The sequence below is a fragment of the Caulobacter segnis genome, assembly GCF_031454995.1.
In the GTDB taxonomy this organism is placed as follows: Bacteria; Pseudomonadota; Alphaproteobacteria; order Caulobacterales; family Caulobacteraceae; genus Caulobacter; species Caulobacter segnis_E.
Map to the genome: position 1 here is coordinate 74,227 of NZ_JAVDRV010000006.1, position 21,791 is coordinate 96,017.

General features: G+C 67.2%; 25 protein-coding genes, 1 other RNA gene and 3 pseudogenes. 13 read left to right on the forward strand and 16 right to left on the reverse strand.

Annotated features, from left to right (window positions below; genetic code table 11):
- Nucleotides 1-98: 98 nt before the first annotated feature.
- Nucleotides 99-530 carry a PaaI family thioesterase gene (locus J2728_RS17825; RefSeq protein WP_310001315.1) on the reverse strand — a complete coding sequence of 144 codons (432 nt, stop codon included), beginning with the start codon at nt 528-530 and terminating at the stop codon, nt 99-101.
- On the reverse strand, nt 527-1,366 hold the full coding sequence (locus J2728_RS17830; protein ID WP_310001316.1) for a thymidylate synthase: 840 nt from the start codon (nt 1,364-1,366) through the stop codon (nt 527-529). The genes J2728_RS17825 and J2728_RS17830 overlap by 4 nt, the downstream gene beginning before the upstream one ends.
- A gap of 95 nt (nt 1,367-1,461) precedes the next feature.
- Between J2728_RS17830 and J2728_RS17835 the strand changes: the two are divergent.
- Nucleotides 1,462-1,561, forward strand: a pseudogene (locus J2728_RS17835) (hypothetical protein); the annotation flags it as partial.
- Between the two features lie 7 nt (nt 1,562-1,568).
- On the opposite strand, the gene J2728_RS17840 reads toward J2728_RS17835, so the two are convergent.
- Together J2728_RS17840 and J2728_RS17845 are read right to left on the reverse strand one after the other, a co-directional pair.
- Nucleotides 1,569-2,522 (reverse strand): SH3 domain-containing protein, encoded by a 954-nt coding sequence (locus J2728_RS17840; RefSeq protein WP_310001317.1) that lies wholly within the window; start codon nt 2,520-2,522, stop codon nt 1,569-1,571.
- Nucleotides 2,523-2,597: 75 nt separating this feature from the next.
- The gene (locus J2728_RS17845) at nt 2,598-3,161 is read right to left on the reverse strand and encodes a DUF924 family protein (RefSeq protein WP_310001596.1); all 564 of its coding nucleotides are present in this window, start codon (nt 3,159-3,161) and stop codon (nt 2,598-2,600) included.
- 100 nt (nt 3,162-3,261) lie between these two features.
- On the opposite strand from J2728_RS17845, the gene J2728_RS17850 reads away from it, so the two are divergent.
- The 5 genes and pseudogenes from J2728_RS17850 to J2728_RS22345 form a co-directional block, all read left to right on the forward strand.
- Complete coding sequence (locus J2728_RS17850; protein WP_310001319.1) at nt 3,262-4,029, forward strand: RcnB family protein; 768 nt, start codon at nt 3,262-3,264, stop codon at nt 4,027-4,029.
- 222 nt (nt 4,030-4,251) lie between these two features.
- Nucleotides 4,252-5,304 (forward strand): ketol-acid reductoisomerase, encoded by a 1,053-nt coding sequence (ilvC, locus tag J2728_RS17855; RefSeq protein WP_227878922.1) that lies wholly within the window; start codon nt 4,252-4,254, stop codon nt 5,302-5,304.
- 125 nt (nt 5,305-5,429) lie between these two features.
- Nucleotides 5,430-5,789 (forward strand): ArsR/SmtB family transcription factor, encoded by a 360-nt coding sequence (locus tag J2728_RS17860; protein ID WP_310001320.1) that lies wholly within the window; start codon nt 5,430-5,432, stop codon nt 5,787-5,789.
- The gene (locus J2728_RS17865) at nt 5,773-6,249 is read left to right on the forward strand and encodes an SRPBCC family protein (RefSeq protein ID WP_310001321.1); all 477 of its coding nucleotides are present in this window, start codon (nt 5,773-5,775) and stop codon (nt 6,247-6,249) included. The genes J2728_RS17860 and J2728_RS17865 overlap by 17 nt, the downstream gene beginning before the upstream one ends.
- 26 nt (nt 6,250-6,275) lie before the next feature.
- Nucleotides 6,276-6,366, forward strand: a pseudogene (locus J2728_RS22345) (hypothetical protein); the annotation flags it as partial.
- A 78-nt stretch (nt 6,367-6,444) separates the two neighbouring features.
- Here J2728_RS22345 and J2728_RS17870 read toward each other — a convergent pair.
- Complete coding sequence (locus tag J2728_RS17870; RefSeq protein ID WP_310001323.1) at nt 6,445-7,254, reverse strand: CAP domain-containing protein; 810 nt, start codon at nt 7,252-7,254, stop codon at nt 6,445-6,447.
- Between the two features lie 66 nt (nt 7,255-7,320).
- On the opposite strand from J2728_RS17870, the gene J2728_RS17875 reads away from it, so the two are divergent.
- Nucleotides 7,321-7,881 carry a nucleoside 2-deoxyribosyltransferase gene (locus J2728_RS17875; protein ID WP_310001324.1) on the forward strand — a complete coding sequence of 187 codons (561 nt, stop codon included), beginning with the start codon at nt 7,321-7,323 and terminating at the stop codon, nt 7,879-7,881.
- Between the two features lie 99 nt (nt 7,882-7,980).
- Here J2728_RS17875 and J2728_RS17880 read toward each other — a convergent pair whose 3' ends face one another.
- Nucleotides 7,981-8,997 (reverse strand): YybH family protein, encoded by a 1,017-nt coding sequence (locus tag J2728_RS17880; protein ID WP_310001325.1) that lies wholly within the window; start codon nt 8,995-8,997, stop codon nt 7,981-7,983.
- Nucleotides 8,998-9,095: 98 nt separating this feature from the next.
- The gene (locus J2728_RS17885; RefSeq protein WP_310001327.1) at nt 9,096-9,461 is read right to left on the reverse strand and encodes a ribonuclease E inhibitor RraB; all 366 of its coding nucleotides are present in this window, start codon (nt 9,459-9,461) and stop codon (nt 9,096-9,098) included.
- 1,009 nt (nt 9,462-10,470) lie between these two features.
- Between J2728_RS17885 and J2728_RS17895 the strand changes: the two are divergent.
- A pseudogene (locus J2728_RS17895) lies at nt 10,471-10,590 on the forward strand (hypothetical protein); the annotation flags it as partial.
- A gap of 41 nt (nt 10,591-10,631) precedes the next feature.
- Here the strand turns inward: J2728_RS17895 and J2728_RS17900 are convergent.
- Complete coding sequence (locus J2728_RS17900) at nt 10,632-11,375, reverse strand: tRNA1(Val) (adenine(37)-N6)-methyltransferase (RefSeq protein ID WP_310001329.1); 744 nt, start codon at nt 11,373-11,375, stop codon at nt 10,632-10,634.
- 103 nt (nt 11,376-11,478) lie between these two features.
- Between J2728_RS17900 and J2728_RS17905 the strand changes: the two genes are divergently transcribed.
- Both J2728_RS17905 and J2728_RS17910 read left to right on the forward strand, forming a co-directional pair.
- The gene (locus J2728_RS17905; RefSeq protein WP_310001599.1) at nt 11,479-12,504 is read left to right on the forward strand and encodes a polyprenyl synthetase family protein; all 1,026 of its coding nucleotides are present in this window, start codon (nt 11,479-11,481) and stop codon (nt 12,502-12,504) included.
- A 112-nt stretch (nt 12,505-12,616) separates the two neighbouring features.
- Nucleotides 12,617-13,015 (forward strand): YccF domain-containing protein, encoded by a 399-nt coding sequence (locus J2728_RS17910; protein ID WP_310001330.1) that lies wholly within the window; start codon nt 12,617-12,619, stop codon nt 13,013-13,015.
- 58 nt (nt 13,016-13,073) lie between these two features.
- On the opposite strand, the gene fumC is transcribed toward J2728_RS17910, so the two are convergent.
- Complete coding sequence (gene fumC, locus J2728_RS17915) at nt 13,074-14,465, reverse strand: class II fumarate hydratase (protein ID WP_310001332.1); 1,392 nt, start codon at nt 14,463-14,465, stop codon at nt 13,074-13,076.
- A 125-nt stretch (nt 14,466-14,590) separates the two neighbouring features.
- Between fumC and J2728_RS17920 the strand changes: the two genes are divergently transcribed.
- Both J2728_RS17920 and J2728_RS17925 read left to right on the forward strand, forming a co-directional pair.
- Entirely contained in the window at nt 14,591-15,130 is a 540-nt protein-coding gene (locus J2728_RS17920; RefSeq protein ID WP_310001334.1) for a DUF1697 domain-containing protein, read from the forward strand.
- On the forward strand, nt 15,088-15,528 hold the full coding sequence (locus J2728_RS17925) for a RusA family crossover junction endodeoxyribonuclease (RefSeq protein ID WP_310001601.1): 441 nt from the start codon (nt 15,088-15,090) through the stop codon (nt 15,526-15,528). Before J2728_RS17920 ends, J2728_RS17925 begins: the two co-directional genes overlap by 43 nt.
- Before the next feature lie 7 nt (nt 15,529-15,535).
- Here J2728_RS17925 and J2728_RS17930 read toward each other — a convergent pair whose 3' ends face one another.
- The 6 genes from J2728_RS17930 to J2728_RS17955 all read right to left on the reverse strand — a co-directional run bounded on the left by J2728_RS17930 (nt 15,536) and on the right by J2728_RS17955 (nt 19,891).
- Nucleotides 15,536-17,686, reverse strand: coding sequence for a serine hydrolase domain-containing protein (locus tag J2728_RS17930; protein WP_310001335.1), 2,151 nt, complete (start codon nt 17,684-17,686; stop codon nt 15,536-15,538).
- 147 nt (nt 17,687-17,833) lie between these two features.
- Nucleotides 17,834-18,307 carry a PaaI family thioesterase gene (locus J2728_RS17935; RefSeq protein ID WP_310001337.1) on the reverse strand — a complete coding sequence of 158 codons (474 nt, stop codon included), beginning with the start codon at nt 18,305-18,307 and terminating at the stop codon, nt 17,834-17,836.
- Entirely contained in the window at nt 18,304-18,789 is a 486-nt protein-coding gene (locus tag J2728_RS17940) for an SspB family protein (protein WP_310001339.1), read from the reverse strand. Before J2728_RS17940 ends, J2728_RS17935 begins: the two co-directional genes overlap by 4 nt.
- Before the next feature lie 328 nt (nt 18,790-19,117).
- Nucleotides 19,118-19,482, reverse strand: a transfer-messenger RNA (tmRNA) gene (ssrA, locus tag J2728_RS17945).
- Complete coding sequence (locus J2728_RS17950) at nt 19,446-19,727, reverse strand: Atu4866 domain-containing protein (RefSeq protein ID WP_310001340.1); 282 nt, start codon at nt 19,725-19,727, stop codon at nt 19,446-19,448. Before J2728_RS17950 ends, ssrA begins: the two co-directional genes overlap by 37 nt.
- Nucleotides 19,724-19,891: a hypothetical protein gene (locus J2728_RS17955; RefSeq protein ID WP_310001341.1), complete on the reverse strand. Its 168-nt coding sequence runs from the start codon at nt 19,889-19,891 to the stop codon at nt 19,724-19,726. The genes J2728_RS17950 and J2728_RS17955 overlap by 4 nt, the downstream gene beginning before the upstream one ends.
- Nucleotides 19,892-20,077: 186 nt before the next feature.
- Between J2728_RS17955 and J2728_RS17960 the strand changes: the two genes are divergently transcribed.
- On the forward strand, nt 20,078-20,989 hold the full coding sequence (locus tag J2728_RS17960) for an AraC family transcriptional regulator (RefSeq protein ID WP_310001342.1): 912 nt from the start codon (nt 20,078-20,080) through the stop codon (nt 20,987-20,989).
- On the opposite strand, the gene J2728_RS17965 is transcribed toward J2728_RS17960, so the two are convergent.
- Nucleotides 20,986-21,756, reverse strand: a complete 771-nt coding sequence (locus J2728_RS17965; protein ID WP_310001343.1) for a hypothetical protein — start codon at nt 21,754-21,756, stop codon at nt 20,986-20,988. The two genes, J2728_RS17960 and J2728_RS17965, sit on opposite strands and share 4 nt — an antisense overlap.
- Nucleotides 21,757-21,791: the final 35 nt, after the last annotated feature.

Sequence of the window (21,791 nt, forward strand, 5' to 3'; positions counted from 1 at the left end):
GCATGGCTGGAAATCGGCTTACGCGTAAGCCGCGAGCTAACGTCCGTTCACCACCCTGAGCGGACGGTCGCGATGTCTGCTCCTGCCGCTGGACCGCTCTAGCCAGCGCCGAAGGGCGTGATGATCTGCTGGGCGCTGGCGCGGGCGATCAGTTCGCCGTCGGGGCGGATGAAGTCGGCCTCGACGTGGATGATCGACTTCGTTTTGGCCACGACGCGGCCTTCCAGGCGCAGCGGCTCGGCCTTGCCGACGCGAATGAAGTCGATCTTCAGGTTGCTGGTGCGGAAGGCGGCGTCGGCGGGCGCGGCGGTCATCGCCGCGAAAGCCAGGATCTGGTCGGCGAGGGCGGCCAGATAGCCGCCGAACAGCGACCCATCGACATTGAGCAGCTCTGGCGACGGCCGCCAGGTCTTACGCGCCCAGCCTGGGCCCCAGGCGTCGAGGCCGCCAAGCTTGAGGGTCTGGACGACGGGCGGCAGGATCACATCGCCAGAGACGAGCTGATCCAGCCGGTCCGTCGCCCAGGTCAAACAGAGACCTCGGCCTTGATGTGCGGGTGGGCTTGGTACCCCTCGAGCGTGAAGTCCTCGTATTCGAACCCGAACAGGTCGCGCTTGTCGGCGATCGTCATGGTCGGGAAGTCGAAGGGCTCGCGGGTCAGCTGCTCGCGGGCCTGGTCGAGGTGGTTCAGGTAGAGGTGCGCGTCGCCGAAGGTGTGAACGAATTCGCCTGGCTCCAGTCCGACGACCTTGGCGACCATCAGGGTCAGCAGGGCATAGCTGGCGATGTTGAACGGCACGCCCAGGAACACGTCGGCGCTGCGCTGGTAGAGCTGGCAGGAGAGCTTGCCGTCGGCGACGAAGAACTGGAACAGGCAGTGACAGGGCGGCAGGGCCATGTCGTCTACGTCGGCCGGGTTCCAGGCCGAGACGATATGGCGGCGGCTGTTGGGATTGGTCTTCAGGTTCTCGACGAGATTGCCGATCTGGTCGATGACGCGACCATCGGGCGTCGCCCACGAGCGCCACTGCTTGCCGTAGACGGGACCCAGGTCGCCGTTCTCGTCGGCCCACTCGTCCCAGATGCGTACGCCGTTTTCCTTCAGGTAGGCGATGTTGGTGTCGCCCTTCAGGAACCACAGCAGCTCGATGATGATCGAGCGCAGGTGCAGCTTCTTGGTCGTCAGGACCGGGAAGCCCTTGGAAAGGTCAAAGCGGATCTGGCGGCCGAAGACGCCGAGCGTGCCGGTGCCGGTGCGGTCGCCGCGCTGGACGCCGTTCTCGAGGATATCGGCCAGCAGGGCCAGATACTGCCGCTCGGGATGGTCGGCGGCGGCTTTCGGGGCGTCGAGGACGGCGGTGCTCATGGGACCGATTGTGGCCGCGAATCGAGCCGTTGAACACCTGCGGCGCCGGAAACGATCCACAGGTCGCTGCTGTTCTCCAGCAATAAAAGACGCGTCATCCCGGCCGTAGCGTAGCGGAGAGCCGGGACCCAGGGGCGGCCGCACTGCCGCTCGCCCCTGGGTCCCGGATCGGCCCGTCGGGCCGTCCGGGATGACGATGAGGTTATTTCGACGGCGCCAGGCCGGTGTTCAGCACCCAGCCGACATTGTCGTTCTCGTCGGCCACTTCCCACCACAGCTCCTGCTGCTTGCCGGTCGGGTAGACGATGGCGCCGGCGGGCAGGGTGCGGATCAGCTTGCCGCCGGCGACCGGGGTCGCGCGCAGGGCGACGGGCCGCTGGGCGGCGAAGGTCTTGGTCGGCGCGGCGGCGGCGGCGGCGGGGCCGGCCTCGGACAGCAGGCCCAGATCGCCGATCATCTTCGAATAGGCGTTGATGAACGACAGGGTGACGATACGGCCGATGTCGGTGTCCTCGTAGCCGCCGCCGACCGCGCCGGCGAAGCCCAGCCCGCCGCCGGCGCCCCAGCCGATGTCGTTCTTCACGGCGTAGCCTTCGGCCACCGACATGGTCTCGGTGGTGCGGACATTGGTCAGCGACAGGACGGTGTTGGCTTCCAGCTTCTTGGTCTTGATGCCGCCGACCAGGCCGCCGACGCGACCGCCGATCAGGCCGCCGATGGCGCCGGCCACCGCGCCGCCGCCGACATTGCTGTTGCTGCCCTGGACCTCGGCGACCAGCACGTAGTCAGCCGCCTTGACCTGGCCCTGGCCGACGTTCGAGCCGCGCTGCAGGCCCAGATTGCCGCCGATGTTGCGTTCCTTCTCGGCCGCGCTGAGACCCGCGCCCCGGTCGACCAGGTTGAAGCAGCCCGAACGCTGGACGATGGCGCGCAGCACCTTCTGCGGCGAGGCGAGATTGTACTGGGTCCAGCCGCTGGAATCGTCGCCGTCGACGATCGACAGCGTACCCAGCTTACGCGAGCACCGCGGCACGTCGCTGGAGGCCTGGGTCTGCATCTGCTGGCCCTTGCTGGCCTTGGCTTGAGCAAAACCGGTGGCGGGCGTGATGGCGGAGAGCGCCAGGCCGACGACCAGCGCGCTGCGGAAAGCTTTCATGTCTTGGCATTCCCCGTAAAAATGAGCGGACGCACTCGTACAGGCGAATTTTTACAAAGCAAAGTTACCGCGTTGTCAGCCCGCGAAGCCGCCTTCATCCAGGAACTCTTGCTCGGCGGCCGTCGTATCCCGGCCAAGACCCGCGTTCCGGTGCGGGAACCGGCCAAACCGCGCGATGATGTCGCGATGAAGCAGGGCGTACTTCATCGACTCCTCGTCGCCGGTGTCGGCCTGCAAGGCGGCGAACAGCTGGACGCTGAACTCCTGGTCGACCAGGGACTCCGAGTGCTCGAACGGCAAGTAGAAGAACGGCCGTAGCGTCGGGTCGATAGCCGGGTCCTGGTCGTGGCCGGCGGCGATGGCGGCGCGGGCGAACATGCGCGCCAGCGGGTCGGTGGCGAAGGCGTGCGGCGTGCCCCGGAACATGTTGCGCGGGAACTGGTCCAGCAGGATCAGCAGGGCCAAGGCGCCTTCCGCCGTTTCCGCCCAGGAGTCATAGCGGCGCATCGAGGCGCGGTAGTGGGTCTGCTCGAACTTCAGCGCGATGGCCGCGTCGAAGGCGGAGTCCTTGGCGAACCACTTGGCCGGGCCGGCCTGGCGCCAGTAGCTGACGACGTCGTTGGGATGCGCGGCCATCAAGTCCTCCGGCGTCATGTTCAAGCGTGGTTCATCCGGCGAGTCCGAGACTGCTATCAAGGGACAAGCCCGGGCCTGCCTTCAAGGCCCTTCGGAGCAAGAAATGAAACGTGTGATCACGACCGCCCTGGCGCTGTCGCTGCTGGCGGGCGCGGCCCAGGCCGGGGCGGCGGAGGCGGTGGTCGCTCAGGAGCAGCAGCAACAGCGGGAGCCGCGGCCACGAGACGAAGGCCAGCGCCCGGATCGAGGCGGCGAGCGCTGGGGCGAGCGCGGCGGCGACCGGGGCGGTCCGCGCCAGCCTGACAGCGGTTGGAACCGGCCGAGCGGCGACAGCGGCTGGAACCGGAGCCAGGCTCAACCCGCGCGACCCGATGGCGACCGAGACCGCGGCCGCGACGATCGCCGGGGCGGCTGGGACCGCCATGACAACAACCGCCCAGGCGGCCCGGATCGAGACCGCGGCCGTGACGACAATCGCTGGAATGACCGGCGCGACCGGGACCGCAACGACTACCGCTGGAACGACAACCGCAACTGGGACTGGAACGACCGTGGGCGAGACCGTTATCGCGATCGCGACCGGGGACGGCCCCACTACGACCGCTACAGCTACCGCCCCAGCTATCGCGCGCCGCAACGCTACCGCGCGCCGGTCTATGCCTATCCGCGCGGCTGGTATGCTCGCCCCTGGGCGTTCGGCGACCGGCTGCCGGGCGGGTGGTACGGAAGCTCGTACTATCTCGACGCCTGGCGCTACGGCCTGCCCCAGCCGCCGATCGGCTGCGAGTGGGTGCGGGTCGGCGACGACGCCATCCTGGTCGATGTCTGGAGCGGCCAGGTCCTGAGCGTCTGGCGCGATCTCTTCTGGTGATCGCTTCTTCCTGGTGATCGAGTGGGGCGGGGGAGCGATCCTCCGCCCTTTTTCATGCGCTAGGCGCGAGGTTTTTTCGTCCCGCCATGGCGAAGCCGCGAGCCCGCGCCTAAAACAGAGTCACGAGGGTCGCGCGTTTTACCCGTTCTGTCGGCTCCGCCTTGACGAAACGGCAAAAAAACGCTCAAACGCCCGGCCTTCGTCGCTCGTCCGTTGCGCCGAGTGACCCTGATCGACCAGTCCTGGAGAAAAAACATGCGCGTCTACTACGACCGCGACGCCGACATCGCCCGCATCCTGGACAAGAAGATCGCCATCGTAGGCTATGGCAGCCAAGGTCACGCGCACGCGCTTAACCTTCGCGACTCGGGCGCCAAGAACGTCGCCGTCGCCCTGCGCGCCGGCTCGCCGACCGCCAAGAAGGCCGAGGGCGAGGGCCTGAAGGTCATGACGGTGGCCGAAGCCGCCGCCTGGGCCGACCTGATCATGATCCTGGCGCCGGACGAGCACCAGGCCGCGATCTACAAGAACGACATCGCCCCCAACATCCGTGACGGCGCGGCCCTGCTGTTCGCCCACGGCCTGAACGTCCACTTCGGCCTGATCGAGCCGAAGAACACCATCGACGTGCTGATGGTCGCGCCGAAGGGCCCGGGCCACACCGTGCGCGGCGAGTACCAGAAGGGCGGCGGCGTGCCCTGCCTGATCGCGGTGCACCACAACGCCACCGGCAACGCCCTCGACCTCGGCCTGGCCTACGCCTCGGCCATCGGCGGCGGCCGCTCGGGCATCATCGAGACCAACTTCCGCGAAGAGTGCGAGACCGACCTGTTCGGCGAGCAGGCCGTCCTGTGCGGCGGCACCGTCGAGCTGGTCCGCGCCGGCTTCGAAGTGCTGGTGGAAGCCGGCTACGCGCCGGAAATGGCCTATTTCGAGTGCCTGCACGAGCTGAAGCTGATCGTCGACCTCATGTACGAGGGCGGCATCGCCAACATGAACTACTCGATCAGCAACACCGCCGAGTACGGCGAGTATGTGACGGGTCCGCGCATCATCACGCCGGAAACCAAGGCCGAGATGAAGCGCGTGCTGGAAGACATCCAGTCGGGCAAGTTCGTCCGCGACTTCATGCTGGAAAACCAAGTGGGCCAGCCCTCGTTCAAGGCCACGCGTCGCCGCGCCGCCGAGCACCAGATCGAGGAAGTCGGCGGTCGCCTGCGCGACATGATGCCCTGGATCGCCAAGAACAAGCTGGTCGACCAGGCCAAGAACTAGGCCTTCTCGGGGGCTTCTAGCTTCCGTACCCAAGTCAAAATCCACGAAGCCCTCGGCCCTTCCAGGCCGGGGGCTTTTCGTTTGCAGCTTGTGTCGCGGTGTTCCGCGTGCATAAACTGAACCAAATGGTTCAGTATTCAGCCGCTCGCCTCGACGCCTCGTTCGCCGCCCTGTCCGACGCCACCCGGCGCGGCGTGCTGGAGGCGCTGGGCCGTGGCGAGGCGTCGATCACCGAGCTGGCCAACCTGTTCCAGATGACTCTGACGGGCATGAAGAAGCACGTCGCGGTGCTGGAAGAGGCGGGCCTGGTGACGAGCGAGAAGATCGGCCGAGTGCGGACCTGCCGGCTGGTCACCCGCGGCCTGGAGGAAGAGGCCGCGTGGATCGAGCGATACCGCCAGCGCTGGGCGCTGCGGTTCGACGCGCTGGACGAGATTGTCGAGGACTTGAAGCAGAGGGAGGACCAGAGTGTCCGCGAAGAATGAGACCGTGGTGACGCGCAAGTCGGACCGGGAGCTGGTCGTGACCCGGCTCTTCGACGCGCCGGCGCGCATCGTGTTCGAGGCCTGGTCCCGGGCCGAGCTGTTCCAGCGCTGGTGGGTCCCGAAGGCCTTGGGCGTGCCCCTGCGCGCCTGCGAGATGGATGTGCGCACCGGCGGCGGCTACCGCCTGGAGTTCGGCCTGGACGCGGCCAACAGCATGGCCTTCTACGGCAAATACACCGAGGTGACGCCGCCCTCGAAGATCGTCTGGACCAATGAGGAAGGCGGGGAAGTCTCCATCACCACCGTCACGTTCGAGGCCCAAGGCGACAAGACGCTGCTGACGCTGAGCGAGCTCTATCCCAGCAAGGCGGCGTGCGACGAGGCTCTTCAGGGCTCGGCCCAAGGCTTCCCCGTGCAGTTCGAACAGCTGGACGAGCTGCTGGTCGAGCTGATCGCCTGACGAGACGACCTGGCCAGTAAAGTCATTCCCCGTGTCATCCCGGCCGGAGCGCGCAGCGCGGAGAGCCGGGACCCAGGGGCGGCGCGCACGGCGCTTCGTCACCCCCTGGGTCCCGGATAGCCTCCGCGAGGCTTCCGGGATGACAAGCTTTTTGCCTTGGGGGAACTTCTGTCCTCGGCGATCAGGTTCAACCCGCTATTCCAGCACGAACACCGGTCCCCAGCCCAGCTGGTACCGGTGCTCGCCCGAGGACAGGTGCGGGCGCAGCTGCCAGGCGCCGGGGCGCAGAACGCCCGGCGGGCGGCCCTCGACATAGGTGACGGTCAGGACCTCGCCGCCCGGCTCCGAGACGGAGAATTGGCGGATCGGCGGCGCGGCGTTGGCCAGGGCGCGGGCGATCTCGTCGGGGCTCCGCGCGCGCAGCGGGGCGGGGGCGGGGAGGCGCGCGGCGACCTCGGCATAGGCGCCGACGGCGATCACTCGAGGGCCTTGGCGCAGGGCGCCGTAGCCGACGTGGGTGAAGCCGGGCGCGACCAAGTTGGCGCGATGGCCTGGACTGTCGCGCCACTGGTTCATGATCTGCTCGGGCCGCACGGCGCCGTCGGCGTTGCGGCGCATGGCGATGTTCTCGGCCGCCGCGCCGACCAGGTCGCGCGCCAAAAGGCCGACGCGGCCGGCGGGCGAGTAACCCTCTCGCGTCAGGTGGTCGAACCGCTCGGTCACGGCCATGTCGGCGGCGTGGGCGCGGGCGGCGGCGGCCAGACCCGAGTCCCAGGCCAGCGACGGCGCGCCCTCCCGGCGGCGGATCAGATTGTTGAGGTCCAGCAGGGTCCGCTCGAAATCCTCGTCGAAGTCGCCACTGGGCGGATCGGAGAGCAGCGCGCGCAGGCGGCGCTCATAGGCCAGCCAAGGTTGCGACGGGGCGGCGAGGGCGGCGGTGGCGAGGGGCGCGGCGGCCAGGGCGAGACCGCCGGCCAACAGGGTTCTTCGCGCGATGGACGTCATTCAGCCTTCCGACAAACATTGAACGCACGCATTGACAGCGGCGCCTGGGGACCAGACGTAAGGCGCATGCGTCCCGTCCGTTCCCTATGGCTCGCCGGCCCTCAAGTCTGGCTCCCCGACTCCGAAGCCCAGGCCGCCCGGGAGCGGGCCCTGTGCCTGGACGCGGGTTTCGAGCCCATCACCCCCGCCGTCATGCCGCCCGGCGAGGGGGGCGACGAGCTGGAGGCGAGACAGTTCTACGCCGCCCGCATGGCGCAATTGCGCCAGGCCGACGCGGGCGTCATCAACCTGACCCCGTTCCGCGGCCCCTCGGCCGACACCGCCGCGGTGTTCGAGGCCGGGGTGCTGGCTGGGCTGGGCCGGCCAATCTTCGCCTATCTGAACGTCGCCAGCGAGATCGAGGCCGAGTACGTCGCCCGGGTCGACCAGATGCTGGGCGCCTCGCTCGACGAGAACCGCGTCTGGCGCGACGCCGACGAGTGTCAGGTCGAGGACCACGGCCTGCCCGAGACCGTGATGCTGTGGGGGGAGGCGCGGCGGCTGTTCGTGATCGTCACGCACGACCCGCTGCGGGATGTGACCGGGCTGGAGCTGTGTCTCGAGGCGTTGGGGCTTTACGCGGAGTAGGGGGCGTCGCGTTCGATCGCGGATCAGCGGACGGTCTGAATGTCCGCGATGGGTTGAAAACGGACATTGGGGAGCGGATTTCGCAAGCGCCCGTGGAGCTCAGGGCTGATACCGCTCAAGCTCAACCCGGTTGAAGATAACGTGCCAGACCTTGAGCGAGCCGTCCGCTGTTCGCCGAAAGGTGATGATGTTGTTCGTCTCGAACGGGACCGGACTTCCGCCGTTCGCGGGATGCCAAGCGCCTTTGACCCGTCCCCTGGTCAGGACCATGTCGGAGTAGGAGTGAAGTGTCACGATCTCGTGGGTCATGTTGGATCGGCCATGTGACGCCTCGGCGGCAAGCGCCTTCCGCAGCTCGGCCTTGCTCGTAATCGCGCGGCTTCCCTGCGCCATGTGAACGACGTCTTCGCTGTAGATGCTGGTGTCGGTGATGTCCGCGTCGATCTTTTTCAGGATCGCTTTCACCTTCCGAGTATCGTCTTCCACCGAATACGCCATTCCGGTGGCCGGCGGGCGAGTTGGACCTGCAACGGCGAGCGCCGAGGCCGGCAGACGGACGAAAGCGCCACCGTACCAGTTCCCTGTCGCACGACCTTCGCGATCGTACTGTGTCGATCTCAAAGTATATTCGTCAGGCGACACCCATTCGTAGCGATACTGGCGATAGCTGCCTTCGGGCTCGTCCGTGAAACGCACCTTGAACGTCAGGTTGGAAGCCTTGTCGAATGTTCCGACGCCGACGCCGGTGCGCTCCGTCCCGAAATGCGAGAGCCAATGCACCTGTTGTTTCGACGCGTCGTAGGTCCACAGCGTGTGACCGTTCAACGCGCCGGCCTTGACGACGCACAACATGCTGCGGTCGGTGTTCACCCTCGCGCACTGGGTGTGATGATTGGGTATGATCTGCATTTCGACCGTTCGCCCATCGCCGACATATTGAAACTTGTCGTCCTTGAGCGTCCACTCGCCGAACAGGGCTGAGAACGGATTTTCGCCGGCGGGCGCGGGGGCTGGCTGGGCGTAAGCGCCAGCACCGCAGAGCGCGATAAGCGATCCGGCCAGAGATCCGCCAAGGACGGCTCGGATCGTTCCACCCAGACAGGTTTGGTGAGCCATTATTGCCCCCTGATCGCGCGGTCGAGCACGTGAGACGCCATGATCTGGCAATGTAACTCACGCTCGGGTGAATGTCCGCAACGGGGGGTGAACAGACCTTATAGCCCGAACCAGCGCTTCTTTTTCTGTGCAACGGTGCCCCATCCATCGTAGCGGACACCGCGCTTTTTCTCTTCGGCCAGAGCGTCGATTGTGAGGGCGCGGATGGCACTGTCTTCCGTCGTCTGGTTCCGGCGTACGTCGAGCGCTAGCTCGTCACCTAGATCAACGATCTGGATCACCTCCCAGCCGCCAGAAGCCTTGGCGAAGGCCTGGATATTCTCCGCTGGACCAACGAAGCGAACATCCACCGGGCGCCTAGTCCGAGCATCGTCGCCGTTGCGGCGCAGCGATTTCAGAACCTCGACATCGCCTTCCCATTCGGCGCTCAACCGCCCTTCATCGAGGTGATCTTTATGGGTCATGTTGCCATCCTAGACAGCGGGGCAACTACCGGGAAGCGGCCTGAGCGAACTTCCGACTTGGGTCGCAAGCCGACCTCCCGAGGTCGGAGCGAACCTTACATCTCTTGGAGGCTGCAGCGTGCAGGGCTGTTCAGGTCAGTCAAGGACGACGCTGCGCGTCGCCGCGGCGCGGTCGCCAGAGGCGATCCTTGAGTGACCTGAACAGCCCTGCGATCGTCTCGCCGTGAGATGTAAGGATGGCTTCCGTCGCGGGGGGGACGGGACCAACCAAAACCCTCTCCTCCCCCAGCGGGGGAGGGGGACCCGCGAACGCGGGTGGAGGGGGCCTCGTGCGGTGGGGTTACATCCTGTGGGCGGCGGGTTCGGGTCTATCCTGACGCCTTGGTTATCGTGTTTGGTTCGGTCGGCCCCTCCACCGCCGTTCGGCGGTCCCCCTCCCCCGGAGGGGGAGGAGAGGAAAAAGTACGAGCGTTCGCCTTGCTCTATCATCCGCGTATCCGGAATCGAACCGAACGATTTCAACGACTTCTCACTTTTACACGTCGCTGGATCATCCGCGTTCAAACCCCGCTCATACTGATCTCACCCGATGGCTTGGAAGGGACGTCCGGCCGGCGATCGTGACGGCTGTCGGGGGTGGTCGAGCGGGAAGCGCTCGCCGGTCTTCCTTAGCTTGGGGAAGACGTCTTCGCGACGGTCCAGCGGCGGGCTCCCTGAAACATCGGGACGAAGCCCTGGCGGCGAAGACTTCGGCGGCGCGACAGGTCCGGGCTGAAATCGCCCGGGCGTTCCGGGACCGGGGTCGTCGCCCCGGCCCGCCCGTCGGGGGCCTAGCGGCGAGAGCGGGTTAAAACCCCGCGCCTCGCGGGCTCACCGGATAACGCGCCACGCGGAGCGTCTGGCTTCGTCGAAACGGTACTTAACTTCCAAACCTCCGGACGGATGTCCGGCGCTCCGCGTCTCTTCCACACCTTCAGCGGCAAGCCGCGTGAAGCGGCGGTGGTGCGTCTCAAGCGCCCCCTCCGTCTCGTCGCGTATCCGCGCCGATCCACCTCCCCCGCAAGCGGGGCAGGAGGGGAGCGGCTTCCTCCTCACCCGTAAAACGGGGGAGGTGGCGCGCGGCGAGAGCCGCGTGACGGAGGGGGCGCTACAAGTGCGAAGAGGCTTGGTTCACCACCCCAGCGCCGCCTCGCCCCGCAGGATCGCCTCGGCTTCCGCCGAGTGCTTGCCGCCGTCGCGGTCGTGCAGCACCAGGGGGGGCAGCAGGACCAGCGGGGCCTTGCCGGTCTTGATGGCCCGCACGATCACCCGCTTGGCCGGGACGTCGGAGAAGGGCGCGATCGGGCGGATGCGGAACGAGCCGGCCTTGGGCGCGAGTTCCGCCAGGATGTCGGCCAGGCGATCGGCGCGGTGGATGATCGTGATCGTCCCGCCCTCGCGCACGGCCTTCAGGCAAAAGGTCGTCCAGGCCTTGAGGCCGCCGTCGGCCATCCAGGCGCCGCTCTTGGCGGGATGGGGCGCGCGGAGAGCCGCCGGGTCGTCGAAGAACGGGGGATTGGTCATCACCGCGTCGAAGACCGGCAGGCCCAGGGCGCGGAAGCCCGAATCGATATCGCCCGCTTGGATGGCGACGCGGTCGGACAGCACGTTAAGGTGGGCGTTTTCGGTCGCCAGGGCCGCCGAGACCGGGTCGCGCTCCACGCCTTGGAACAGGACGTCGGGCCGGCGCGCCGCCGCGGCCAGCAGAGCGCCGCCCACGCCGCAGCCAGGCTCCAGCACCCGCTGGCCCGGCAGGGCGTCGCATGCGGCCGCCAGCAGGGCCGCGTCCATGCCGGCCCTATAGCCGTCGGCCTTCTGGCGTAGCCTTACGCGGCCCCCCAGAACCCGATCCTCCGTCACCCGCGGATCGTCCAATGCTTTTGAGCCCTTGTGCTCGCCTTGACCCTGACCTATCCCGCCACCATTGTCCCTCGCAACGGTTCTTCCCGGGAGGGGACGCCGCAAGGAGATCATGGTTTTGGACGCAGCCGCAGCGACCCTCCCCCGGAAGTCGGGCTCGGTGGATCGTCTCGTGCGCCTCGCCGAGACCGACATGGCGGGCGTGAACCGCCTGATCACCGAGCGCATGCAGAGCGACGTGCCGATCATTCCGGCCCTGGCCGAGCACCTGATCGCCGCCGGCGGCAAGCGCCTGCGGCCGCTGCTGACCGTCGCCGCCGCGCGGCTCGCTGCTTCGGATGGGGCCGGCTCTGACAACGACCACTGCCTGAAGCTGGCGGCCGCCGTCGAGTTCATCCACACCGCCACGCTGCTGCACGACGACGTCGTCGACGGCAGCGCCCTGCGTCGCGGCAAGGTCGCCGCGCACCTGATCTGGGGCGGCGCCCAGAGCGTGCTGGTCGGCGACTTCCTGTTCGCCCGCGCCTTCGAGCTGATGGTCGAGACCAACTCGATGAAGGCGCTGGAGATCCTGGCCCGCGCCAGCCGCGTCATCGCCGAGGGCGAGGTCATGCAGCTGATGCGCAGCCACGACCTGAACCTGTCTCAGGCCCTCTATCTCGAGATCATCCAGGCCAAGACCGCCGAGCTGTTCGCCGCGGCCTCGGAGGCCGGGGCGGTCTCGGCGGGCGTTGATCAGACGCGGGCCGACGCGCTGAAGGCCTACGGGTTGAACCTGGGCCTGGCTTTTCAGCTGGTCGACGACGCGCTCGACTACAGCGGCGCCACCGAAACGCTTGGCAAGAACGCGGGCGACGACTTCCGCGAAGGCAAGGCGACCCTGCCGCTGCTGCTGGCCATCGCGCGTTCCGGACCGCGCGAGGCCGAGTTCTGGGAGCGGGCCGTCGGCCGTCGCGAGCAGACCGAAGCCGACTTCCGCCGCGCCCGCGAGCTGATCATCGGCACGGGCGCTCTGGACGCGACCCTGGACCTGGCCACCGACTACGCCGACAAGGCCAAGGCGGCCCTGGCGATCTTCCCGGCCAACGACTGGCGCGAGTCGCTGGAAAGCCTCGCCGACTTCGCGGTCAGCCGCACGGCCTAGCGGCTCGAGCGGTGAATTCGGCGTAATCCGGACATCCTGGTCTTCACAGCAAGGCCGAGCGGGGCCACCTAAGTCCTCGTCGGGCCTACCGGCCTACCAAGGGGACAAGTCGTTGATCCGTTTCGTTCTGAACGTTCTCTGGTTCCTTTTCGGCGGTTTCCTGACCGGCCTGGGCTGGCTGCTGGCCGGCGTTTTGCTGGCCATCACCATCGTGGGCCTGCCCTACGCCGGCGCGGCCTGGCGCATCGCCGGCTTCGCCTTCTGGCCGTTCGGCAAGGAGATCGTCAGCCGCGAGATCCTGACCGGCCGCGAGGACCTGGGCACGGGACCGCTGGGCTTCCTGCTGAACGTGATCTGGTTCGTCCTGGCCGGCTGGTGGCTGGCCATCGGCCATATCGTGGTCGCCGCGGCCGAGGCCATCACGATCATCGGCATCCCGTTCGCCCTGAAGGACCTGCAACTGGCCCAGATCGCCATCGCCCCGATCGGCCGCGTAGTGGTCCGGCGCTAGGCGCGAAAGAAAAGGGGCCGCCTCGCGGCGGCCCCTTCGTCGTTTGGATGTCCGGCGATCAACCCGGCGAGATCATCTTTTCCGGGCGGACGTACTGGTCGAACTCCTCGTTCGTCAGATAGCCGCCGCCGACGGCCTCCTCGCGAAGGGTGGTGCCGTTCTTGTGCGCGGTCTTGGCGATCTTGGCGCAGGCGTCATAGCCCAGCTTGCCGTTCAGCGCCGTGACCAGCATCAGGCTGTTCTCGACGCCCTTCTTGATGTTGTCGACGCGCGGCTCGATGCCGACCACGCAGTTGTCGGTGAAGCTGATCGCGGCGTCGGCGACCAGGCGGACCGACTGCAGGAAGTTGTAGGCCATCACCGGGTTGAAGACGTTCAGCTCGAAGTGGCCCTGGCTGCCCGCGAAGGTCAGGGTCGAGTGGTTGCCGAACACCTGGGCGCAAACCTGGGTCAGGGCTTCCGACTGGGTCGGGTTGACCTTGCCCGGCATGATCGACGAGCCCGGCTCGTTCTCCGGCAGGGCCAGTTCGCCCAGGCCGGCGCGCGGGCCAGAGCCCAGGAAGCGGATGTCGTTGGCGATCTTGAACAGCGAGGCGGCGACGGTGTTGATCGCGCCGTGCGTGAAGACCATGGCGTCGTGGGCGGCCAGGGCCTCGAACTTGTTCGGCGCGGTGGTGAAGGCCAGGCCCGTGATGCTGGCGATCTGCTCGGCGACCTTCTCGGCGAAGCCGATGGGCGCGTTCAGGCCGGTGCCGACGGCGGTGCCGCCCTGGGCCAGTTGCATCAGCATCGGCAGAGTCATCTCGATGCGGGCGATGCCGTTCTCGATCTGCTGGGCGTAGCCGCCGAACTCCTGGCCCAGCGTCAGCGGGGTGGCGTCCTGGGTATGGGTGCGGCCGATCTTGATGATGTCCTTCCACTCGGCCGACTTGGCGGCGAGGGCCTTGTGCAGGTGCTTGAGGGCCGGGATCAGGTCGTGGACCACCTGCTCGGCGCAGGCGATGTGCATGGCCGTCGGGAACGTGTCGTTCGACGACTGGCTCATATTGACGTGGTCGTTCGGGTGGACGGGCTTCTTGCTGCCCATCTCGCCGCCCAGCATCTCGATGGCGCGGTTCGAGATGACCTCGTTGGCGTTCATGTTCGACTGGGTGCCCGAGCCCGTCTGCCAGACGACCAGCGGGAAGTGGTCGTTCAGCTTGCCCTCGATGACTTCGTTGGCGGCGGCGATGATCGTCTCGGCGATCTTCGGGTCCAGCTTGCCCAGGGCCAGATTGGCCTCGGCGGCGGCGCGCTTGACGATGCCTAGGGCGCGGACGACGGGCAGGGGCTGCTTCTCCCAGCCGATCTTGAAGTTGCCCAGGCTACGCTGGGCTTGCGCGCCCCAGTAGCGGTCGGCGGCGACTTCGATGGGGCCGAAGGTGTCGGTCTCGGTGCGCGTGGCGGTCATGCGGCGGGTCTCCCAAAAACGGTCGTGCGCGGTCTAGACCTTGAGCGGCTGGAGGGCAATGTTCGCGGTTGCGATAAGCGCGAGGCCCGCCTACGGCTCGTCCTTCGCTTAACGGGAGAGGCGCCATGAGTCCCCACATCGCTCTGCTGCGCGCCGTCAATGTGGGAGGGCGCAAGGTGCTGAAGGACGACCTTCTGGGCCTGGCGCGCGACCTGGGCTTTGGCGAGGCGAAGACCCTTCTGGCCAGCGGCAATCTCGTGATCTGGGGGCGGCACGAGGGCGGCGCGGCCCTCGAGAAGGCTCTAGAGGACGGTCTGGAGGCGCGGATGGGGCTGCGCACCGACTTCATGGTTCGCGCGCCCGCAGAGCTTCGAGGCGTCATCGACGCCAACCCCTTCCGCGAGCAGGCGGTGGCGCGGCCGAACCATCTGCTGGTCAGCTTCCTCAAGTCGCCGATCGATCAGGGCACGGCGGAGGTTTTGCGCGCGGCGATCACCGGCCCCGAGGAAATCCACACGGACGGACGCACGCTCTACATAGATTTCAAGGACGGCATCGCCGAGTCGACGCTGGACCGTGACTGGAAGAAGACCAAGCGCGCGCCGCTCGGCACCATGCGCAACTGGAATACGGTTCTGAAGCTGGCCGCGATGGTGGCCGCGTGAGCCAGGCTTTCGATGGACCTGACTGGACCCTCCACGGCAAGGTGCGGGCCCGCGAGGCGGGCGGCGAGCTGACCCTGGTGGTCGATGGCCTGACGACCCAGGGCAAGTACTACAAGCCGCTGATCTACGAGTTCTTCCGCAAGTCCTGGCGCGGCTCGCGTCCGGCCTGGGGCGAGTTCAGCGTCGAGATCGGCATGGAATATGTCGGCGAGCCCCCGTGGATGGACCTCGACAACCTGGCCAAGGCCTTGCTGGACGCGATCAAGGGCTACGCCTTCCACGACGACGCCCAGGTCGCCCGGCTGCTGGTCGAGCGACGGCCGGGCGATCGCGAGCGGATCGTCATCCAGGTGCGGAAGCTGAGCACCAACCTGATGCGGCGGACCCTGGAGGACTGAGGGCGTCTTAGCTCCAGGGCAGCAGATAGCCCCACAGGCCCAGAAGCACGCTCAAGAACACGAACAGAAGCGCCGTGAACGTGAAGGCGACCTTGCGCCCGGCGGTCCAGCTATCGACCCGCCGGCCGCCTCGCCACACCATCGGAAGGGCGCCCAACGTGACGACGGCCATCAAGGCCGCCACGAGGGCGCAGGCCGAGCCGCTGAGCAGCCAGCCACTGGGCCAGCCGAAGAAGGCCGCTGTCTGGTCCGAGGACCGGACCGCGAAGACGCCCATGCACACGGACGAGATCAGCCACAGCACGGCCTGGGCGGTCTGCATCTGGCTGGCGCGGGCCTGGACGGGCGTCTGCCGGGCTTCGCGACGATTGCGGACGATGGTTCCAAGGACCGTGGCGAGGCTGGCGAGGCCCGCCAGGGCGGCGATCACGATCAAGAGACGCGCGGACCTGAGGGGGCTTACGCGTTCGTAGGTCGCGAAACCGCGCGCGGCGTAAAAGCGCGACGGACGATCGCCGTTGGCGTCGAAGACGATGACCAACGGTCCTTCGACGGCCTTGAACACGCCGGGGCGTCCGGCGGCGTTGAAGAGAGCGGTCGAGCCGCCTTCGCTGATGGACAGGCGACCTTCTGGCGTCGCCCGGACCGAGGCTCGGCCGACGACGCGGTTGATGAAGCCTTCCAGGCCGCCATAGGCGCGGCGGGTGGTCAGATAGTCGCCCTCGTAGAGCTTGGCCTGCTCGTAGCTCATCGCGCTGGGCGGCGGGACCGCTGGCGGCTTGGCGTAGAAGTGCTCGATGATCGTCGCGGGCAAGGTGGCGGGCAGGTTCGCGCCGCTGTCGGTGTTGACCGAGATGAAGACACCCAGACCCAGGTCGGGCGCGACCACCATGTTCGAATGGAAATAGAGCGTCGCGCCGGCGTGGCCGAAGCCGCGACGTCCGCCGGGCAGGGGAATGTCCTGAAAGCCGGCGTTCCAGCCGGCCGCTTCCGGCGCGGGGCGGTACATGGGCGCGCGGAAGGCCTGGGCGGCCTTGGGCGAGAACACCGTCTTGCCGTCGATGGCGCCGCCGTTCAGCAGCAGGGTCATGTACCTGGCCATGTCGCCGGCTGTGCTCGAGGCTGAACCCGCGGGAGCGACCTGGCCGATGAATTCACGCGGCCGCACCGTCCAGCCAAGAGGCGTCCAGGAGAAGCCGTCCGACAGCTCGGCGGCGAGATCTTCCGACATCGGCGCGGGCAGGTTGTCCCGCCATGGACGCGCTTCGCGGAAGGTCGTGTGACGCATGCCGGTCGGCAGGATGATCTCCTCGCTGACCAGCTGTTCGAACGGCTTGCCGGTGACATTGGCCACGGCGGCGCCGGCGAGGGCGGCGCCGTAGTTCGAATAGCTCGGCAGCAGGCCGGGTTCGCGCACCCGGCGCGGGCGCTCCTGACGCAGATAGTCGGCCAGCGGACGGATCCGGTTGGGATCGCGCTCGAACAGCTGGCCCATCGCCCGGTCCTCGAAACCCGCGGTGTGGGTCATCAGGTCGCGCAGCCGCACCTGGGTTTTCTTGCCTTGATCCTTCAGCTGCAGCGGCTCGGGCAGATACAGGTTCACGGGACCGTCGAGGCGCATGTGGCCCGACTCGATCTCGTTCATCAGGGCGATCCAGGTGAACGTCTTCGAGATGGAGGCGATGCGGAACAGGGTCTTGTCGGGATCGACGGGCCTGCGTTGACCGAGGTTCGCGAAGCCGTAGCCCTTCTTCAGAACGACCTGTCCGTTCTGCACGACCGAGATGGTCACGCCAGCGATGTGGTCGCGCGCCATGGCGCGTTGCACGACGCCGTCCACGAAGGCTTCGAGCTCTTGGCGGGGCAGAGGGGCGACGCCGGCCGCGATGGGCGCCGCGGCGGCGACGCTCGGCGTCTCGGGCGCGGTGGTCGCGGCGACGGGCGGCTTTGGCGCCTGAGTCGCCCGCGCGGCGGGGCGAACCCGGCGCGGACGGAGGCTGGAATAGGGACGGGGGCCCTGCTCGGTCACGGCGGGCGCGTCGCTGACCGGCGGCGGGCTAGGCGTGACGTCCTGAGCGTGCGTCTCCGATCCCGGAGCGGACCATAGTGCGATGAAGGCCGCGGCAAAGGCGGCCGCGGTCGAAACGCGCGACGTCAACGATGTCCCCCGGGTGAAGCGGTAACCCTAGGGTTTGTGTAACCTGCTTGCCGCGTGGGTCAAAGCCGATCGCGCGAGCTGATGTGGAACAGGCGGCGAGCCTTGGCGGTCCGCCCGGCTCCTCCCGCCTTGCCGCGCTTTCCCCGGCTATTTCTTCTTGAAGTTGGCGAACGGAGTCGGCAGCGCCGTGCCCGTGGACTTGGCCAGCAACCGGCCTTCGGCGTCATAGAGCTCGCCTTCCATGAAGCAGACGGTGCGGCCCCACTTCACGACGCGTCCGACCCCTCGCAGCCGTCCCGGCATGGCCGGGCGCAGGAAGCTGGTCTTCATTTCCAGGGTCGGGACGACATGGGTCATGCCCGAGGTGATCATGCCGGCCACCGACATGGCCTCGTCCAGCATGGCGCAGACATAGCCGCCCTGTATCTGGCCCATCGGATTGCAGAGCAGATCGGCGCGCGCGTTGAAGGCGACCTCGATCTCGCGATCGGCTTGGCGCACGGCGAGCATCTCGAAGCCAAGCGTCACCGATCCGCTCGGCGGGTTCTTGGATGCCCGAAAGCGCGCGAGGATCGCCTCGTCGCTCAGGCTTTGCGGAGCGTCCGAGGCGATGTCGCTCATTTCTTTCGGAACTGGTCCAGCGACACGATCTTGGGGCCTTCGTCGCCGGACGGCGCCGGGGCCTTGGTTTCCGGCTCGGCCTCGGGCTCGGGGTCGTCCTCGATGATCTCCGGCGGAGCGAACTGCAGCGCGAACTGCACGGACGGATCGTAGAAGCGGGTCACGGCCGCGTAGGGCACGTTGAGGCGCTTGGGTTGACCGCCGAACTTCAGCGTCACCGAGAACGAGCTCTCGCCGGGGGCCAGGTCCCAATACTGATGCTGCAGGACGATGGTCATCTCGTCCGGGTACTTGCCCAGCAGGTCCTGCGGACCCGACACGCCGGCGGCCTTGGTCTTGAAGGTGATGTACAGGTGATGCGGCTCGGGCAGGCCGCCCGGCTCCGCCGCCTTCTTCAAGGCCGCCCTGACCACGCCGCGCAGGGCGTCCTGGGCCATGGCCTCGTACTGCATGAGGTCTTCGGGCTGTTCGGTCTGGGACATGCGCTGGGGTCGATACTTCGGACTGAAAACGAAGCCGGGAGCCTAGCGTGTCGGAGGCCTGTCGCAAAGCTCTCCGATGCCATTCCGAAGCGCGTGCGACAAAGGCGCCGGGGTGTCAGGGCCGCAAGCGTTTGCATCGCATGGGGCGAAGAGGGTGTCCCGACGACGCGGATGAAAGTGGAGGGATTCTGTTGGCGGGCTCCCCCACGTCTTCTCGAAAAGAGAGGAGGGAGCCTCGGCGATGTGGTGGAAAGTGGAGGGATTCTGTTGGCAGGCTCCCCCACGTCTTCTCGAAAAGAGAGGAGGGAGCCTCGGCGATGTGGTGGAAAGTGGAGGGATTCTGTTGGCAGGCTCCCTCCGGGCCCCGCCTAGGGATCTGAACCCCTAGGACTTAAGAGGCGAATTCACCTGCACCGCATTACGCGGCGACGGCGAACTCTTCAGCGAAGTTATCGTTCGCATTTAGATAAAGGCCCGAAACGGTGGGCCAAGCCGAGAGAAAGCAGTCACCTTTACACGTCTGTCGATGCTGATCGGCCCCATGCAGTCCCATGATAACTTGGGAGAGATTTGGTGGAGCCGCCGGGAATCGCACCCGGGTCCAGTCCGCTTATTACGTGCGCGTTTATCCCCATAGTTCGGCCGAAGCCGGACAATCACAATATAGGGGCTTCGACCTCGGTATGGAAGGCCGGACGCTGGACTGTCCCCAGGCTGAGGCGCCCGTCCACCAAAGTGCCGCTGACGACAGCGCCGCGATCCTCGAACAGCTTCAGGGTCTCGCCGACCAAAACGTAGACGCCCGTGAACACGTCGGCGAAGTCGTCGCGCGTCTCGATGAAGCGGCCGTCGGCGCGCAGCTCCAGCGAGATGTGGCCGTCGGGCGAGGTCCAGACGCCGGCGACGGGGATGTGAGGAACGATGGCGGACATCATCATTGGGCGATGCTCCATGCGGGGGTGGCGGCGGGGGCGGGGGATGTCGTAAGCGCGGGTTTCGGGAGCACGGCGGTGGCGGCGGTCAGCGCGGCGGTCACGCCCAGCAGGGCGGCGACAAACCAGCGCGGCGCCGTCACGCCGTTTCGGGGCGTGTAGCGTCTCATCGCGGAGCTCGGGTTTTCGGAGTTGGCCGCATCGGGAGCGGAACGAGGCCACTATGCGGCGGGGGCGGGTCCAGTCGGTAGATCGATGCTCCGGCATGATTGCCTGATCCTCCGGAAGCGAACACCGTCGCGTGACGGAGGATCGTGCAAGGCTTACAAATGGCCTCGAAGAAGTAAGGAAAACCGATGAGCACGCGTGAGGCGCTGGCAGCCCTGATTGAACGATTCACGCCGGAGGAAGGGCCGGTCGACACCTGCTGCCCCAGGGTCAACCTCTATCGTCTCTCTCAACCCAGCGAGCCCAACCACGGGCTCCATGACCCGTCCTTCTGCGTTCTGGCGCAGGGGCGAAAGCGTGTCACGGTTGGCGACGCCCTCCACGAATATGACGAGCGCAACTTCTTCCTGTCGTCGATCGACGTGCCGGTGACCGGGCAGGTCGTCGAGGCGTCACCGGACAAGCCTTACCTGAGCTTCCGGATCGTGCTCGACGCCAAACTGATCAGCGAGATGATCATGGAGTGCGGCCTTGCCGCCCGGCTCGACGCCGCCGCGCCCTTGGTGGGCGGCATGTCGGCCGGCGCGATGACGCCGCAGCTGCTCGACGCGGTCTACCGAATGGTGTCGCTGCTCGACACGCCCGAGGACATGGCGGTCATGGCGCCGCTGATCGAGCGCGAGATCCTCTATCGGCTCCTGACCGGGCCGCAGGGACCGCGCCTCGCCCAGATCGCTCGCCGCGACAGCCGCCTGCGGCAGGTCAACCGGGCCATCGGCTGGATCCGGCGCAACTTCGACCAGCCGTTCAGTATCGACGCGGTCGCCGAGGAGGCGCGCATGAGCGCTTCGGCGCTGCACCAGCATTTCAAGGCCGTGACGTCGCTGTCGCCGCTGCAGTACCAGAAGCAAATCCGCCTCCAGGAAGCCCGTCGCCTGATCCTGGTCCAGCGCCTGGACGCGGCGACCGCGGGCCATACCGTCGGCTACGACAGTCCCTCCCAGTTCAGCCGCGAGTACGCGCGGCTGTTCGGCGCGCCGCCGCTCAGGGACGTGGCGCGCCTTCGGGAACAGCCGGAGATGGCGGCCGCGGGAGCCTAGGGCAGGGCCGACCAGGGCAGGGTGACCTTGGCGTCGGCCTGACCCCAGATCGTCACGGTCTGAGCATTGGGATCCACGGTGATCTTGTAGACGTAACGCGCGCCGTTCTGGGTGTTGTTGGACAGGACGTTGTTCGAGGCGTCGTAGGTCACCACGCCATAGGCGACGCGGTTGTCCATGAAGCTGAACGCCCAGGTCGTGTGGCCCTTGTACTTTATGACAGGACACGTCGGGCTGGACTCCAGCGTGTTGGGACCCTTCAGGCACGTGACCTTCAGGCCGCCAGGAACCGGCGGCGGCGCGTTGGCGGGGACCTGAACGATTTCCGGCGCGGCGGTTGGCAGGTCGCTCCACGCGACGTCCACCTTGGCGTTGGCTTGGCCCCAGACGCCGACGGTCTTGGCGTTGGGATCGACGGTCATCTTGTAGACGTAGCGCGCGCCGTCACGCGTGACGCTCTTCACGACGTTATTGGCGGCGTCGTAGGTGACGATCCCATACGAGACCCGGTTGTCGATGAAGCTGAACGCCCAGGTCGTGTTGCCGCCGTACTGGATCACGGGGCAGGTCGGGCTCGATTGCAGCGAGTCGGGACCGGTGAGACACGTCACCTTCATGCCGCTGGGCACGGGCGGGGGACTGTTGGCGGGGACGAGAGCGATCGTGGGCGCGGACTGCGCGAGGGCGGTCGAGCCCCCGGCCAACGCGGCGAGCACGGTAAGCGGGACTAGGACGCAAGCCGACAGACGCGAGATCATGCGGAACATGTGAGCCTCCCTTTATGTGCAAAAGCTCATACCGC

What these genes read in the sequence shown, in the direction of transcription:
- J2728_RS17830 (WP_310001316.1), bottom strand. Translation starts at nt 1,366, where the DNA reads ATGAGCACCGCCGTCCTCGACGCCCCGAAAGCCGCCGCCGACCATCCC.
- J2728_RS17840 (WP_310001317.1), bottom strand. Translation starts at nt 2,522, where the DNA reads ATGAAAGCTTTCCGCAGCGCGCTGGTCGTCGGCCTGGCGCTCTCCGCC.
- J2728_RS17850 (WP_310001319.1), top strand. Translation starts at nt 3,262, where the DNA reads ATGAAACGTGTGATCACGACCGCCCTGGCGCTGTCGCTGCTGGCGGGC.
- J2728_RS17860 (WP_310001320.1), top strand. Translation starts at nt 5,430, where the DNA reads ATGGTTCAGTATTCAGCCGCTCGCCTCGACGCCTCGTTCGCCGCCCTG.
- J2728_RS17870 (WP_310001323.1), bottom strand. Translation starts at nt 7,254, where the DNA reads ATGACGTCCATCGCGCGAAGAACCCTGTTGGCCGGCGGTCTCGCCCTG.
- J2728_RS17875 (WP_310001324.1), top strand. Translation starts at nt 7,321, where the DNA reads ATGCGTCCCGTCCGTTCCCTATGGCTCGCCGGCCCTCAAGTCTGGCTC.
- J2728_RS17880 (WP_310001325.1), bottom strand. Translation starts at nt 8,997, where the DNA reads ATGGCTCACCAAACCTGTCTGGGTGGAACGATCCGAGCCGTCCTTGGC.
- J2728_RS17885 (WP_310001327.1), bottom strand. Translation starts at nt 9,461, where the DNA reads ATGACCCATAAAGATCACCTCGATGAAGGGCGGTTGAGCGCCGAATGG.
- fumC (WP_310001332.1), bottom strand. Translation starts at nt 14,465, where the DNA reads ATGACCGCCACGCGCACCGAGACCGACACCTTCGGCCCCATCGAAGTC.
- J2728_RS17920 (WP_310001334.1), top strand. Translation starts at nt 14,591, where the DNA reads ATGAGTCCCCACATCGCTCTGCTGCGCGCCGTCAATGTGGGAGGGCGC.
- J2728_RS17935 (WP_310001337.1), bottom strand. Translation starts at nt 18,307, where the DNA reads ATGAGCGACATCGCCTCGGACGCTCCGCAAAGCCTGAGCGACGAGGCG.
- J2728_RS17940 (WP_310001339.1), bottom strand. Translation starts at nt 18,789, where the DNA reads ATGTCCCAGACCGAACAGCCCGAAGACCTCATGCAGTACGAGGCCATG.
- J2728_RS17950 (WP_310001340.1), bottom strand. Translation starts at nt 19,727, where the DNA reads ATGATGATGTCCGCCATCGTTCCTCACATCCCCGTCGCCGGCGTCTGG.
- J2728_RS17955 (WP_310001341.1), bottom strand. Translation starts at nt 19,891, where the DNA reads ATGAGACGCTACACGCCCCGAAACGGCGTGACGGCGCCGCGCTGGTTT.
- J2728_RS17960 (WP_310001342.1), top strand. Translation starts at nt 20,078, where the DNA reads ATGAGCACGCGTGAGGCGCTGGCAGCCCTGATTGAACGATTCACGCCG.
- J2728_RS17965 (WP_310001343.1), bottom strand. Translation starts at nt 21,756, where the DNA reads ATGTTCCGCATGATCTCGCGTCTGTCGGCTTGCGTCCTAGTCCCGCTT.